Below are 15148 nucleotides of genomic sequence, written 5' to 3'. Positions count from 1 at the left end.
GCTCTGAGGGATCAGAGCCGGGCTTCATATTTATCGGCGCTGGGGCGCAAGCATCAGGTGTTGCGCAGGCCCGTTGAATTCGTGTTGCGCTCCGTGCCCGGCGGCACGTGAATGTCGATCACGCAGACACCGCCCTTCATCATCACATCGACGCCCTTGCGGATCGCATCCGGCAGATCGGCAAGCGTCTTGATCGGGCCGATGCCGGTCGCGCCTTGTGCCTCCGCCAGTTTGGCGATGTCGACATAGGGCTTGTCCATGGCCAGGCCGATCCAGCGATTGCCGACCGGACGGTTGCGCCGCTTGGCGACGCCTTCCTGGTGCAACTCGTCGTTGAAATAGGACTGGTTGTTGTTGATCAGCACCAGCAGCGGAATCTTGTGCCGCACGGCGGTCCACAGCGCATGGTTGCCCATGACGAAATCGCCGTCGCCGAGCACTGCTACCGTCGGGCGGCCCTTATCCGCATTGGCGAGCGCCACGCCGACCGAGAGCGAAGGCCCGGAACCGATGCCGCCGCCGCCGTCCTTGCCCATATAGGCGCCTGGATCGCGCCACGGCCACTGGTCGCACGGCCATTGCCGCGCCAGCGCCGCGAAGGAAATCTTGTCGGGATCGGGCACGTTTTCGCGCAGAACCTGCGCCACGTCCTGCATGCGGATGCGCGAGCCGTCGCCCGGCTTGAACGGTTTGCGGATGGCCGCGCGCCAGGGCTCTTTCTTGGTCTTGCCGAGGGTCGCGTTGAGATCGTCCACGACGCTGGCGGGCGAAGCCGAGATGAGGAGATCGGTCGGCGCCGTGCCCTGATAGACCATATGCGCGCCGTTGTGCAGGTGGTGATCCAGACCGACGCTGATCACCTTGCCCGCGAAGTTGGAACCCTTCGGCGGGCTGATGCTGCCGTTGAGATCGACCCATTCGAATGCGATGACCAGATCGGCTTCGGCGATCAGATCGAGAATGTCCTTGCCCGGTTGATTGAACGGCTCGATCACATGCGCCGGATGATCGGTCGGGAACATGGCGCCGTTCTTCAGGTCCGTCATCACGCAGGCGCCGAGCGTTTCGGCGAGCTGCACGCGCGCATCCCATTCGGCTTGCGAACGCGAGCCGCGGCCGAAAAGCAGCAGCGGCCGCTTCGCGGCCTTCAGCATGGCGGCCGCGCGATCGATGTCGGTCTTTTGCGCGCGCGGCGAAGCCGGCGGCTGGAAGCGGCTCATATCAGGCAGAGCCGGCACCTTGTCGAGCGACTGCTCCTGCAGGCCGGCGTCGAGCACGATATAGACCGGCGCGCAGGGCTCGGTGCGGGTGGCGATATTGGCCTTGGTCATCGCATCGACGATGGCTTCCGCCGACGTCGGCAGATTGTCGAATTTGATGATGTCGCGAACGATGCCGGCCTGGTCGGCGGAGGTGTGGATCCAGTCGATCCACGGCCGGCGCTGATGCGCATCGACCGGGCCGGTGGCGCCGACGATCATCATCGGCACGCGGTCGCAATAGGCATTGAAAATGCCCATGTGGGCGTGCATCAGGCCGACGTTGGAATGGACGATGGCCGCCATCGGCTCGTCTGTCGCCTTGGCATAGCCATGGGCAATGCCCACCACATGGTCCTCATGCAGGCACAGCAGCATGCCGGGATCGCGATTGCCCAGATGGTTGACGAGGGAATCGTGCAGGCCGCGATAGCTCGCCCCGGGATTGAGCGCCGCATATTTGAAGCCGCACAGGCGCAGCATCTGAGCCGCGACGTCCGATCCCCAGGCAACCTTGTCGTCGGGTTGCCCTTCGGGCGTATCGAGATAAGGCATCAATGTTTCCTCCGGCGCACCTGTTGAAATCGGCGCGATTTTATGGGCGGGGCTCCCCGTAACATCCCATTAGGACCGAGAAAAGGTGAGATAAAATGCAGGCGTGGCGCTTGTCCATGCCGGCCGCGCCTGCGTATAAAGCCCGCGAATTGGCGCAACCAATCGTTCAAGATCCTGGAGGAAATATGAAGCTCGCGACATTCGAGGCCGGTGGCAAAGTCAGCTACGGTGCCGTGGTGGACGGCGGCATTGTCGACTTAGGGCGTAAACTCGCTTTCGCCGACCTGCGTGCCCTGATCGGCGGCAATGGTTTCGCTCAGGCGAAGGCGGCGATCGCCGGCGCCAAGCCCGATGTCGCATTGAATCAGGTGCGCCTGCTGCCGGTCATTCCCAATCCGGAAAAGATCATCTGCGTCGGTCTCAACTACGAAGATCATGTGGTCGAAACCAAGCGCGAGCGCACCGAGGACCCGGCGCTGTTCGTACGTTTTGCCAACAGCCAGATGGGCCATAACGCGCCGATGCTGCTGCCGCCGGAATCGAGCCATCTCGACTATGAGGGCGAGATCGCCGTCATCATCGGCAAGGGTGGCCGCCGCATCGCCGAGAAGGACGCCTACGGCCATGTCGCCGGCTTCTCCTGTTACAACGACGGCTCGATCCGCGACCTGCAATGGGCGACGACGCAATGGACCACGGGCAAGAACTTTCCCTCGACCGGCGCTTTCGGCCCGTGGATGGTGACAACAGACGAAGTGCCCGCCGACAGCGTTTTGACCTTGATCACCCGTCTCAACGGCCAGGAAATGCAGCGCGCCACCACGCAGATGATGATTCACTCGATCCCGCGCTTGATCGCCTTCATCTCGATCTTCACCGAACTGGCGCCGGGCGATGTCATCGTCAGCGGCACGCCGGGCGGCGTCGGCGGTCGCAAGAAGCCGCCGCTGTTCATGAAGGATGGCGACGTCTGCGAGATCGAGATCGACAAGGTCGGCGTGCTCAGCAATCCGATCAAAGCCGAGAAGGTCTGATCTTTCTAGCCCCAGCGCCAGCTATCGATGCCGGCGCTGGCGGCGTGACGCGCCAGCACCATTTTATGGACTTCGCTGGCGCCATCCACCAACCGCGCCTGCCGCGCATAGCGGTAGATCCATTCGAGCACCGTATCCTTGGAATAGCCGCGCGCGCCGTTGAGCTGGATCGCCGTGTCGGCGGCGAGATGCAGCGTATCGGCGACGTGCAGCTTGGCGCTTGAAACTTCCGTGCGCGCGAAATCGCCTTGATCGAGCTTCCACGCCGCGCGCATCACCAGCAGGCGGCCGATGTCGATGGCATGGGTCACATCGCCGATCTTCATCTGCACGCTTTCATAATCGGCGAGCCGTTTGCCGAAGGCCTGTCGCTCGTTGATATAAGCGGTGGCGATCTCGACGCAGCGCTTCGACAGGCCGAGCCAGCGCATGCAATGGGTTAAACGCGCCGGCCCCAGGCGGATTTGCGTGGCCTTCAATCCATCGCCGACATTCATCAGCACGTTGTCGTCGTCCACTTCGAGACCTTCGAAGGCGATCTCGCAATGGCCGCCGTGTTCTTCCGGCCCCATGATGGCGATGCGCCGCAGAATGCGCCAGCCCGGCTGATCCTTATGAAACAGGAAAGCCGTGAGGCCCTTGCGGGCATCGTCCGATGTCCGCGCGATCAGGATGAAATGGCTGGCTTCGGCGGCACCGGTGATGAACCATTTATGGCCGTTGATCACCCATTTATTGCCTTTGCGCTCGGCGCGCGTGCGGATCATCGTCGGGTCCGAGCCACCGCCAGGAGCGGGTTCGGTCATCACGAAAGAGGAACGCACCTTGCCGTCGACGATCGGTTGCAGCCAGCGCGCCTGCTGCGCCGGCGTGCCGACCTTGGCGAGGAGATTCATATTGCCGTCGTCGGGCGCGGCGCAGTTGAGCGCGACCGGCCCGAAGATCGAACGATTCGCCTCTTCGTACATGGCGGCCCAGCCGACCGTCGGCAGGCCCATGCCGCCGAACTGTTTCGGCGTCTGCGGTGCCCATAAGCCGGCGGCTTTGGCCTTGGCGCGGACGTCTTCGAGCCGGTCGAGGCGGATGTTCTCATGTTCGTCGAAATTCTTCGGATCGGCTTCGAGCGGCAGCACGTGTTCGGCGATGAAGGCTCGGGTGCGAACTCTGATGTTGTCCAGGTCCGGAGGTAGCGCGAAATCCATGATTCACTCACAAGCTGGAAATCAGATGGCCGCCGTCGGCGACGAGAACCGAACCGGTCATGAAAGCAGACGAAGGCGACAGCAAGAGCAGGATAGGCCCGTCAAGATCCTCAACCTGGCCGAGGCGGCGCAGGGGAATGCGTTGCAACTGTTGCTTACCAGCCTCGGTGTCGAAATGCGCCGCCGTCATCGGTGTCTCGATATAGCCAGGGGCGATGGCATTGACGCGGATGCCGTAGCGCGCCCATTCCAGCGCCATCTGTTTGGTCAATTGCACCAGCCCGGCCTTGGACGTGGCATAGGCCGTCACATGGCCGCCCTGGCGCAGGCCGAGAATGGAGGCCATGTTGATGATCGTGCCGCCGCTCTTCTGCTCGACCATCTGCCGCGCGACTTCCACGGCCATGTGACGGGCGCCGGAAAGATTGGTGGCGATCACCTCGTCCCAGGCCTCGGCGCTTTCGTTGAGCAGTGGCCGGCCGGGCGCGACGCCGGAATTGTTGATCAGCGCATGGATCGGTCCTGCCACTTTGACGGCGGCGGCAACGCCATCGCGGATCGAGGTGGCGCTGGAAACATCGATGGTTACCGCATAGGCCTTGCCGCCCTTGGCTGCGATGGCGGCCACAAGTTCCTCCAGCTTGTCGCGGCGCCGCGCCGTGACGACCACCTGCGCGCCCCGGCTCGCCGTCATCTCTGCGTAATGCGCGCCGATCCCCGACGAGGCCCCGGTGATCAAAATGGTCATGCCGCTGAGATCAGCCGTGATTTTCCCCGCCATGGAAGGTTCCTTGTGTTAATGGACCAATATTGGCAGGACGGCCGTGGCCTGCGCAAGAGGTAACTTGCACTGAACCATCGGCGGCTGGGCGCGGCAACCTGGCTGCTGATCTTTCAGAAGGCGAAGAGAATGCCTCGCATCATCGTGTGTCATCCTGGACACGCGCGGCGTGATCCGGGAGCCAGGGGCGTGTGACGAATGTTGCCGGTATTGAAAACGACGGAAGATATGGAGGATAGGCTCTACCACTTGCCCCTGGACCCCGGATCATCTGCTACGCAGTTGTCCGGGGTGACACCAAGAGGTTGCGTTCAACAGGAAAACTACTTGCCCCACAATTCCTTCGACGCGCGCCGCGCCCCCTCAGACAGCGCCTCGAACTTCGCCCACATGATCGAGGGATGCACGCGGCGATAGAACGGCCCCTGCGCGAAGCCGCAGTCGGTGCCGGCCATCACGTTTTCGCGGCCGATCAGTTTGGCGATGCGCACCAGCCGCTCGGCGACGAGATCGGGATGTTCGACCACATTGGTGGCATGGCTGATGACGCCGGTGGCGAGCATCTTGTCTTTCGGGAACCGGCCGTTGCCCCAGACCTTCCATTCATGCTCATGGCGCGGATTGGCGCCCTCGATGACGAAGCAATTGGCCTTGATCTTCAGGAAGTCGTCGATGATGTCGGTGAGCGGCACGTCGGTCGTATGCGGACCGTTCCAGCTGCCCCAGCACACGTGATAGCGCACCATTTCCTGCGGAATGCCGCGCAGCGAATGGTTGATCAGTTCGACCTGCCGGCCGACCCATTTCTTATAATCGGCCATGCTGGCCGGCGGCACCATGCGGTCATAGGTGACGGCGAGACGGGCATCGTCGAGCTGCACGACGAGGCCGGCGTCGGTAATCATCTTATATTCGGTGTTCATCGCCTCGGCGATGGCGACGAGAATGTCATCGTCGCTCTTGTAGTATTCATTGGTACGGTCGGGGATCACCGAGGTGGGCGAGGCCACCGGCAGAAAGCCTTCCTCGACGCCATTGGCCTTCAGCGCCGCCTTCATATGGTCGATGTCGTTTTGCACGGCGGCCTGGCCGGTATAGGTCAGCGGCCCGACGCAGACCGATTCCATCGTCGTCGCCATGCCTTCCTTGCTGTCCATCTCATCGTAGAAGGCGGAAAAGCGCGTGCGGTCGGCGCCGGTGCGCCAGGCGTTGACGCCGGGTTTGAAGGGCCGGCGCTCGAAACCGCTCATGCGCTCCAGCACATATTGCGACCAGGAAATGCCCTTGCCGAATTCGCCGTCGCTGGGAATATCGATGCCGGCATCCTTCTGCTGCTTGACGACCTGCGTGACTTCCTCGCCGAGCTTCTTCTGATGCGCCGCTTCGTCCACCGGCTTGCCGGCCTGCTTGTCGCGCAGATAGGTGACGACGCTGTCGGGACGGATGAGGCTGCCGACATGGGATGTCAGAATGCGGTCGGTGCTGCGCTTCATGGGTGTTTCCTGAACTGTTGTTTTTTGAACGACGGATTTCTAGCGGTCATCGCCTGTATCAGCAAGACTGCCAAATGCCCACGGAAAACGACAAATCTGGCGCTCTCTGTGGGCAGGTTCCCTCGACGGGGCTGCGAGGCGACTTAACGACTGGCGGCCACGGTGTTGCGCAAGATGCCAATCTTTTCGACCTCGCTTTCGATCACGTCACCGGGTTGGCAATACCGCGTCGCCGGTACGAGGCCGGGGGTGGGCGACCATTTGCCTCCCAATTCCGCGTCGGTCGACCAGGCGGTGCCGGCCGGCGTGCCGGTGATGATCATCATGCCGGGCTTGAGCGTGAAATTGACCGAGAAGAAATGAATGAGCTCGGCACAGCTCCAAATCATTTCGGCTGTTGTCGAAGATTGCCGCAACTCGCCATTGATGCGCGTTTTGAGCATCAAGGCCTGCGGATCGCCGATTTCATCAGCGGTGGTGATGCAGGGGCCGAGCGGCGCGCTGGTCTCGAAGGCCTTGCTGCGTCCCAGCTCATACCAGACGAAGCCGTCCTTCATGCGTACTTGCCGGTCGCGCGCCGTCACGTCGTTGACGATCGTATAGCCGAACACGTGCTCGAGCGCGCGCTCCACCGGAATGTGTCGACCCGCTTTGCCGATGACCACGGCGAGTTCGGTTTCGCAGTCGATCTTCTTGCTGAGCGCGGCGTCGTAGAGGATCGCATCGTCGGGGCCGATGACGCAGTCGCTCGTCTTGATGAAGAATTCCGGCTCCTTGCCGCTGATCGCCGTATTGGCCTTTTCTGCGTTGTGGGCGCGGTAGTTGCTGCCGCTGCACAGGATCGTGCTGGGCATCATCGGCGCCGTCAGTTTGACATCGCGAAGCTTCAAATTGGCCTTTGCATCGCTTTGCGAAACGATTTTGTCGAGCGCCTGACGAGCGGGCGCGCCGGCGCGAATAAAGCTCACCGTGTCGGCGAACCAGGCGCGCTCCTCGGCCGCCGCCGCGCGAAGAGGATCGATGACGCTCTCGTCGCGCAACACACCAAAGCGCGTCACACCATCGATGACGAAATTGACGATACGCATGAAATCTCCAGCCATAGCGTTTTGTAGTTTGATGGATACATCAAACGTCACAAAGACGCGCCAAAATAAAGAATCTATATTTTGCCGATGATGTGAATGAGCTTGTTGGTCGCGACTTCTTCGCTCTCGTGGAAGGCCTTGAGATCGGATCCTTGCAACATTTTCAGATCGAGACCGGCGTCATCGGCTGCCTTCTGGAAAGCCGGGTCGGCGTAGATGGCGCGCAACGTGGTCTTCAACTTTTCCTGTACGTCGGCCGGCGTGGCGGCAGGTGCATAAAGCGCCGACCACAGCGTGTATGAGGCATCGACGCCTTGTTCCTTGAAGCTCGTCAGTTTCGGATAAAGCTTCAGCGGTTCGTCACCGCCGCTGCGGGCGATGGCGCGCAACTGGCCGCCGTCGACGAATTGCGCCGCGACGCTCGGTGCCGCCAGCGTAAAATCGACGTCTTTCGACAACAGTGCTGTCACCGCCGGGCCGCCGCCGCGATAGGGCACGTGCAAAAAGTCTACGTTGGCGGCATGAGCGGCGAGCGCCACGGCGAAATGGATCGAGCCGCGCGTGCCAGACGAGGCGAAGGAAATGGCGTTGGGCCGTTTGCGCGCATCCGCCACCACGTCGGCAAAGCTTTTCCAGGGTGCATCGGGCCGCACCAGCACGACGAAAGGTTCGGCCGTCAGACGCGCAATCGGCGTGAGTTCTGACAATTCATAAGAGGGTTTCTTGCCGTCGAGACGGTCCATCTCGGGCAAAGCGATGGTGGGCGAGAGAGCCAGCAGCAGCGTGTGCCCATCGGGCTTGCTGCGCGCGACAGCCACGGCGCCGACGGCACCGCCGCCGCCGGGCCGATTTTCTATAATCACCGGTTTGCCCAGCGCCACCTGCAGCGGCGTCTGGATGGCGCGCGCGACAATATCGGCCAGACCGCCCGGTGCCAGCGGCACGATCATGGTGATCTGCTGCGTCGGATAGTCGCTGGCCGTGGCGAACCCGCTGAACAGCACGGCGGCGCCGATCAAAGCGGAACGAAACGGACGCATATGGTCTCCCCCCCTAATTCTTTAGCCTCCGCTTGGTATCGTTCGCTCGGCGACAAGGCAATCCCACAGGTCGTTGGGAAGCGTTCCATATTGCGGCGCACGCCGAACACTGCGACACTGGCGCCGCGTCGCCGGTAGGGCGGCGAAAGATCAAGCCGAGATAATCGGCGTCATGGAGGAAACGAGAAATGATCCGGAAGGCTGGGATGGCCGGACTGGCTATGGGTTTGGCGTTGGCTGTTGCGCCGGCTCAAGCCAAAGCACAGGAACAACAGCTGCAAACGATTCGCATCGGCACGGTCAATTCGATCGCCACGGTCAATAATTACACCGCCATCGAAAAGGGCTGGTTCAAGCAATATGGTATCAATGTCGAGATCGAAAATCTCGATACCTCGGCCAATGTGGTGGCGTTGTTGGCGACCAACCGGCTGCAGATGATCGAGGGTGGCATTTCCGCCGCCTATTTCAACGCGCTTGAACAGAAAATGCCGATCACCATCGCCAGCGATCGCATTTCGACGCCGCTCAATCACAAATTGCTGGTGCGCAAGGACCTGGAAGGCAAGGTGACGCGCATCGCCGATCTGAAAGGCAAGATGGTCGCCAGCAATGGCACTGCTGCGGTGACCACCTACGAACTGGCGCGGTTGCTTGAAGCCGATGGCGGCACCATCAAGGACATCGACATCAAGATCCTGGCGTTTCCGCTGCAAGGCGCGGCTTTCAAAAACAAGGCGATTGACGCCACTTTGATCATCCAGCCCTGGGGCACCTCGCTCGTCGAGGAAAATTCGGCCTTCCTGCTTGCCGATCCCGACAATCACGTGAAGGTGCGCCCGCTCACCATCGCCGTGACGATGATCAACACCGATTGGGCGAAGCAGCATCAAAAGCTGATCAGCGATTTCTTCATCGCCTATATGCGCAGCGTGCGTGACTACTGCGTAGCGCTGCACGGCGGCGACAACCGCAAGGAAATGGTCGACCGCGTCACCCGTACCGGCCCTCTTAAGGATGTCGCCTTCATCGAAAAATATCCCTGGCCTGCACGCAATATGAATGGCGAGGTCAATATGGCGAGCTTGCTCGACATGCAGGATTTCTTCTACGAACAGGGCTTCATCAAGGCCAAATTCGCGGAACAGCAGCTCGTGACGCGACAATATACGGACAATGCCATGAAGGTGCTGGGACCCGTGCCGCAGGTGAATCCGGCCAGCAAGATCGAGGGCTGCCGATAGGTGATCGCAACAATTCGAAGCCGAAATTCGAAGTCAACGGCTCCGGAGGGACGAAAAAAAGGGAGGACAATCATGAAAGGATATGCCGCTGGCGCCCTCGTGCTGGGTGCCATGATGCTGGTTACGCCCGTGGCGCAGGCGCAAACAAGGACCAAGGTCAATGTCGGCACTGTTCAATCGTTCGGTGCGGTTGGAACTTACATTGCCCTGGAAAAAGGCTACTTCCGTGACGCCGGCCTTGATGTCGAAATTTCGCTGATGAATTCGTCGGCCAACGTGCTGGCGATCCTGGCGAAGGGCGATCTGCAGTTTGTCGAAGGCGGCACGTCGGCGGGTTTTTTCAACGCTCTGGAACAGAATCTGCCCGTCATCATGGTGGCCGATCGCGTCTCCACCCCGATCCATCATCAAATGCTGGTGGGCATACAGAACCAGGGCAAGATCACCAAGCTCACCGATCTGAAAGGCAAAGTGGTCGGCAGCAATGGTCCGGGCTCGGTAACGACCTATGAAGTCGGTAAGATGCTGGAAGGCGTCGGCATGAAGCTCGACGATGTCGACATCAAGATTCTGGGCTTCCCGCAGATGGGCCCGGCTTTGGTCAGCGGTGCGCTCGATGCCGCTCTGGTCATTCCGCCCTTCGCGGCCGCCTACCAGGATCAGAAAATCGCCTATTCCATCGCCAGCGTCGACAAACTCGTCGAGCCCCGGCCTCTGACGATCGCCGTCGCCTTCATGAACACCGAATGGGCGGCGAAAAACAAGGAGGCTGCGCAGCGTTTCTTCGTCGCCTACATGCGCGCCGCGCGCGACTATTGCGTCGCCTATCACGGTGGGCCGAACCGCAAGGAAGTGATCGAAATCGCTTTGCGTAATGGCCTCGATAAAAGCGCCGAAAGCATTGAGCGCAATCCGTGGACGGGCCGGCGCATGGATGGAATCATCAATGTCGCGGGGCTGCTTGATCAGCAGGCCTATTACCAGAAGGTCGGTCTGGTGAAGACGGCGGCGCCGGCGGAGAAAATCTTCGATCGGCAATATGTCGATTATGCCAACAAGCAGTTGGGACCGCCGCCGCAGGTCAATCCGGACTCGAAGCTGGAGAACTGCCGCTGATCGCTGCCTTTGTGTCATCCCCGACAGCCGCGTAGCGGCTGAGCGGGGATCCAGGGGCAAAATGGTAGAATGTAAGACGCTGCCACACCTAAGGACGACAGGCATCGTGCCCTCGACTCCTGGATCCCCGCTCGCGGCTTCGCCGCGTCGGGGATGACACCAAGATCGAGAATGACGCCCTAATGCCCCGGCGTTTGCTTCCACGCCGGCGGCTCTTGCGCATCGATCAGCACGAAGGCGATGCGGCAATTCGCCTGGCTGTTGTTGACCCAGGCGTGGTTGGTCGCCTTCTGGATCAGAATGTCGCCGGCCTTCAGATGCACTTCGGTGTCGTCCATCAGCATGTCGATTTCGCCTTCCAGCACGATGGCGTAATCGATGCTCTTGGTGCGATGCATGAAGGCGCTGCGGCTCGCCGCGCCGCCATGAGAATCGGCGCTCAGGCCCATTTCCTTCAGCATGGCGGCATTGTCGACGGCTTTCATCTCCGACACCGGCGGAAAATCGACGATCCGCAGGATGTTGCCATTGGCCGGCGGCGCCACGCCGACGTCGCGCAGCGACATGTCTTCGCTTGACGACAGGTCGGGCTGGGCCCGGTCGGTCACCCAGAGCTGCGTCGAGGTAATACCGGTTGCCTGCCGTAATTTGACATTGGGGGTGGGGCCATCCGCCGTGACGACGGCCTTGCCGGAACTGTCGTGATCGACGATGACGCGCCGGGTTTGCCGAACCATGGGTTCCTCCGCTTGATTTGTTATGCGCTTTCGTTGCAGGAACGGCGACGACATTCAAGACCACATTGCAAGACCACGTTGCAAGTGTGCAACGAACAGATAAGAAACGGAGGAAACTGTGGCGGCCAAACCTCATGTGCTGATTGCGGGTGCGGGTATCGGTGGGCTGACGGCGGCGCTGGCGTTGCTGCGCCGCGGTTTCGACGTCGATGTCTACGAACAGGCGCCGCAGCTCCTCGAATTCGGCGCCGGTATCCAGATCGCCGCCAACGGATCGCGCCTTTTGATCCATCTCGGTCTTGAGGACCAGATGCGTCGCGTCGCCAAGGAGGCGGCCGGCAAGGAAGTGCGCATCTGGAACAGCGGCCAGACGTTCAAACTGTTCGATCTGGGCGAGGATTCCGTCCGACGCTTCGGCGCGCCCTATTGGTTCGTCCACCGCGGCGATCTTAATTCCGTTTTGCGCGATGCGGTGCTGGCGCTCAAACCCGATGCCATCCACACCGGCGCCCGCTGCCTCGGTTTCACCGAAAAGGATGGTCGCGTCACCCTGGACATTGAGGGCGGCCGCAAGGCGCAGGGTGATGTGCTGATCGCCGCCGACGGCGTCCATTCGTTGATGCGCCAGCAGATGTTCGATTCCGGCAAATCGGAATTCATGGGCATCATCGCCTGGCGCGGTCTGATCCCGATGAAGTCGCTGTCCGCCGACTTGCAGCGCCCGGTGGGCACCAATTGGGTCGGCCCGCGCGGCCACGTCATCACCTATCCGGTGCGCTCGGGCGAAATCCTGAATTTCGTCGGTTTCGGCGAACGTAGCGATTGGCGCGGCGAATCCTGGAACGAAAAGGGCAGTAAGGAAGAATGCGCCGCCGATTTCCCCGGCTGGCATCCTTATGTCCATGAAATGATCGCCAAGACCGACCAGCCTTATAAATGGGCACTGATCGGTCGCGCGCCCCTGCAGACGTGGACCAAGGGACATGTCGCTTTGCTGGGCGATGCCTGTCATCCCACACTGCCGTTCCTGGCCCAGGGCGCCATCATGGCCATCGAGGATGGCGTCGTGCTGGCTCGCTGCCTCGACAAATATGAGGATATCGGCGCCGCGCTCGCCGCTTATCAAAAAGCCCGCGTCGAGCGGGCGACCAAGATCGTCGTGGGCTCGACCGAGGCCGGCAAGCGCTTCCACAATCCCATTCTCGCCGATGCGGCGGCGGCGGTGGGATATATGGAGCGCGAGTGGGCACCGGAAAAAGTGCGTCTGCGCTACGACTGGCTGTTCGAATACGATGCCACGGCCGCCCTCATTTGACGACCATGCGAATTGATTGCAGGGTCCCTGATGCTGTAAAAGCTTGAGCGTTCTGCCGGTCAAAAAACTGCGCCAGAAAACAAAACCGAGGAGGAAACATGTCCGCGAAGTCAAAGCCGCCCTTCCGTGCCGATCAGGTCGGCTCGCTGATCCGCCCCGACAATGTGCGCAAAGCGCGCAAGGAGTTCGAGGCCGGGAAGCTGCCTGAAGCGGAACTGATCAAGCTGCAGCGCGAGGCCATCGGTCCGGTGGTGAAATTGCAGGAAGACCTCGGTTTCCGCGCCGTCACCGACGGCGAATACAACCGTGGCGGCTGGCAGCGCGACTTCCTGCTCGGCTTCGAGAACGTCAAGCTCATTCCCTCGAAAGTCCCGGTGCGCTTTCACAAGGCCGACGGCGTGGCCTTGCAGCAGCCGCCGACCATGCAGATTTCCGGCAAGCTCAAGCGCGTGCGGCCGATCTTCGTCGACGATTTCAAATTCCTGAAAACCAAGGTCGGTCCGAATTCGACACCCAAGATCACCATTCCCTCGCCGACGCTCTTACATTTCCGCGGCGGCCGCGAAGCCATCGATAAGGTCGCTTATCCGACGATCGAGGAATTTTACGCCGATCTCGCCCGCGTCTATCGTGAGGAAATCGCTGATCTCGCCGCCGCCGGCTGCCGCTATCTGCAGATCGACGAAACCAATCTCGCCTATCTCTGCGATCCCGCATTGCGCGCCCATGCGCAGAGCCTGGGTGAAGATCCCGATCAGCTTCTCAAGACCTACGCCAAGCTGCTCAATGATACGATGTCCGGCAAGCCTGACGACATGGTCATCTGCATCCATCTGTGCCGCGGCAACTATGGCGGCGCCTGGGTGGCGGAAGGCGGTTACGAGCCGGTGGCCGAAGTGCTGTTGAGCGAGATCAACGCCAACGGTTATTTCCTCGAATACGACAGCGATCGTGCCGGCGGGTTCGAGCCGTTGCGCTTCCTGCCCAAGGGCAAGATCGCCGTGCTCGGCCTCATCACCACCAAGGACGGCACGCTGGAGACGAAGGACACGATCAAGCGCCGCATCGAAGAGGCCGCGAAGATCGTGCCGATCGAACAGCTCGCACTGTCGCCGCAATGCGGCTTCGCCAGCGGCATCGAAGGCATGGCTATGACCATCGATCAGGAGATCGCCAAGTTGAAACTGGTCAGCGAAACCGCGCGCGAAGTCTGGGCTGACGCCTAAGCATCGTTGAACAGGGAGTTTGGTCATGGCCGAGATGGTCGCCGCTTTCGCCTCGTCGCACAGCGTCATGCTGACCTGCACCTTGCAGGATTGGCAGAAGGGCTTTCGCACGTTCGATCCCAAGGGCACTTACTTTGACCGCAAGGGCAATGTGGTGACCTACGATCAGTTGCTCGCTTTGGCGCCGTCCAATGCGAAGGAGCTGGTGACGGACGAAGCCATCGCCAAGCGCTTTGCCCAGGTGCAGGACGCCATGGCGCATATGCGCAAGGAAGTGCAGACCGCCAAACTCGACGTTCTGATCATCTGCGGCGACGATCAGAACGAACTGTTCTCCAAGAACATGCAGCCGGCGATCGGCATCTATCACGCCGATCGCATTCGCAACGGCCGCAAGAAGGAACTGCCGCAGAGCGATCCATTCCACTGGTACAAGTTCGCGCAGAACCGCCGGCTGGAAGATGAAGACGGCGTGTTCTATCCGGTCAACAAGCCGCTGGCCGAACATCTCATCAAAGGCTTGTGCGATCGCGGCTTCGATATCGCCTCGCTCGGCGGCATGGCCGATCACCAATATGAAGGCCACGCCTATTCCTTCATGCATAAGAAATATCTCGACGGCGCCCCCAATGGCCAAGTGCCGATCGTACCAATCTTCCTGAACACCTATTTTCCGCCGAATCAGCCAACGCCGCGTCGCTGCGTCGAACTGGGCAAGGGCATCGGCGAGTTGGTGCGCAGTTTCCCGGACAATCTGCGCGTCGGCTTCATGGCCTCGGGCGGCCTCAGCCATTTCCAGGCCGAGGAAGATCTCGACGATGCGGTGATCGCCGCGATGAAGCGCAAGGATCTGGAGTTCTTGAGCAACCTCGACGTCAAGCGCTTGCAGGCGGGCAGTTCCGAGATTCGCAACTGGCTGGTGCTCGCTGGCGCCTGTCCCGATCTCGATCTGACCTGGATCTCTTATGCGCCGGGCTATCGCACAGATGCGCTGACCGGCACGGGTCTTGGCTTCGCCACCTGGTATCCGCCAGCCGCGAAAGCCGCCGAATAGCAAC

At 61.1% G+C, this 15148-nt stretch carries 13 protein-coding genes; 6 read left to right on the top strand and 7 right to left on the bottom strand.

Annotated elements, in window-relative coordinates; genetic code table 11:
* Window positions 1-53: 53 nt before the first annotated feature.
* Window positions 54-1814 carry a thiamine pyrophosphate-dependent enzyme gene (locus OIM99_RS05035; protein ID WP_311849233.1) on the bottom strand — a complete coding sequence of 587 codons (1761 nt, stop codon included), beginning with the start codon at window positions 1812-1814 and terminating at the stop codon, window positions 54-56.
* Window positions 1815-1999: 185 nt separating this feature from the next.
* Between OIM99_RS05035 and OIM99_RS05030 the strand changes: the two genes are divergently transcribed.
* Window positions 2000-2848 carry a fumarylacetoacetate hydrolase family protein gene (locus OIM99_RS05030; protein WP_311849232.1) on the top strand — a complete coding sequence of 283 codons (849 nt, stop codon included), beginning with the start codon at window positions 2000-2002 and terminating at the stop codon, window positions 2846-2848.
* A gap of 5 nt (window positions 2849-2853) precedes the next feature.
* On the opposite strand, the gene OIM99_RS05025 is transcribed toward OIM99_RS05030, so the two are convergent.
* From OIM99_RS05025 to OIM99_RS05005, 5 genes are all read right to left on the bottom strand, one after another.
* On the bottom strand, window positions 2854-4050 hold the full coding sequence (locus OIM99_RS05025; protein ID WP_311849231.1) for an acyl-CoA dehydrogenase family protein: 1197 nt from the start codon (window positions 4048-4050) through the stop codon (window positions 2854-2856).
* Window positions 4051-4057: 7 nt separating this feature from the next.
* Window positions 4058-4831, bottom strand: a complete 774-nt coding sequence (locus OIM99_RS05020) for an SDR family oxidoreductase (protein WP_311849230.1) — start codon at window positions 4829-4831, stop codon at window positions 4058-4060.
* 323 nt (window positions 4832-5154) lie between these two features.
* Window positions 5155-6324, bottom strand: coding sequence for a cobalamin-independent methionine synthase II family protein (locus OIM99_RS05015; RefSeq protein ID WP_311849229.1), 1170 nt, complete (start codon window positions 6322-6324; stop codon window positions 5155-5157).
* Window positions 6325-6467: 143 nt separating this feature from the next.
* Entirely contained in the window at window positions 6468-7412 is a 945-nt protein-coding gene (locus OIM99_RS05010; protein ID WP_311849228.1) for a fumarylacetoacetate hydrolase family protein, read from the bottom strand.
* 74 nt (window positions 7413-7486) lie between these two features.
* Entirely contained in the window at window positions 7487-8452 is a 966-nt protein-coding gene (locus tag OIM99_RS05005) for a tripartite tricarboxylate transporter substrate binding protein (RefSeq protein ID WP_311849227.1), read from the bottom strand.
* 206 nt (window positions 8453-8658) lie between these two features.
* Here OIM99_RS05005 and OIM99_RS05000 point away from each other — a divergent pair, with 206 nt between their 5' ends.
* Together OIM99_RS05000 and OIM99_RS04995 are read left to right on the top strand one after the other, a co-directional pair.
* Entirely contained in the window at window positions 8659-9696 is a 1038-nt protein-coding gene (locus OIM99_RS05000) for an ABC transporter substrate-binding protein (RefSeq protein WP_311849226.1), read from the top strand.
* Window positions 9697-9768: 72 nt separating this feature from the next.
* A complete protein-coding gene (locus OIM99_RS04995) occupies window positions 9769-10812 on the top strand; it encodes an ABC transporter substrate-binding protein (RefSeq protein ID WP_311849225.1) in 1044 nt (347 codons plus the stop codon).
* A gap of 179 nt (window positions 10813-10991) precedes the next feature.
* Here the strand turns inward: OIM99_RS04995 and OIM99_RS04990 are convergent, their stop codons facing one another.
* A complete protein-coding gene (locus OIM99_RS04990; protein WP_311849224.1) occupies window positions 10992-11549 on the bottom strand; it encodes a cupin domain-containing protein in 558 nt (185 codons plus the stop codon).
* Window positions 11550-11667: 118 nt separating this feature from the next.
* Here OIM99_RS04990 and OIM99_RS04985 point away from each other — a divergent pair, with 118 nt between their 5' ends.
* The 3 genes from OIM99_RS04985 to OIM99_RS04975 all read left to right on the top strand — a co-directional run bounded on the left by OIM99_RS04985 (window position 11668) and on the right by OIM99_RS04975 (window position 15144).
* Window positions 11668-12864 (top strand): FAD-dependent monooxygenase, encoded by a 1197-nt coding sequence (locus tag OIM99_RS04985; protein ID WP_311849223.1) that lies wholly within the window; start codon window positions 11668-11670, stop codon window positions 12862-12864.
* A 98-nt stretch (window positions 12865-12962) separates the two neighbouring features.
* A complete protein-coding gene (locus OIM99_RS04980) occupies window positions 12963-14090 on the top strand; it encodes a 5-methyltetrahydropteroyltriglutamate--homocysteine S-methyltransferase (protein ID WP_311849222.1) in 1128 nt (375 codons plus the stop codon).
* Window positions 14091-14115: 25 nt separating this feature from the next.
* Window positions 14116-15144 (top strand): extradiol ring-cleavage dioxygenase, encoded by a 1029-nt coding sequence (locus OIM99_RS04975; RefSeq protein WP_311849221.1) that lies wholly within the window; start codon window positions 14116-14118, stop codon window positions 15142-15144.
* Window positions 15145-15148 lie beyond the last annotated feature (4 nt).

The organism is Methylocella sp. CPCC 101449 (genome assembly GCF_031921685.1).
In the GTDB taxonomy this organism is placed as follows: Bacteria; Pseudomonadota; Alphaproteobacteria; order Rhizobiales; family Beijerinckiaceae; genus Terripilifer.
This window is presented reverse-complemented; position numbering and strand designations above follow the sequence as displayed.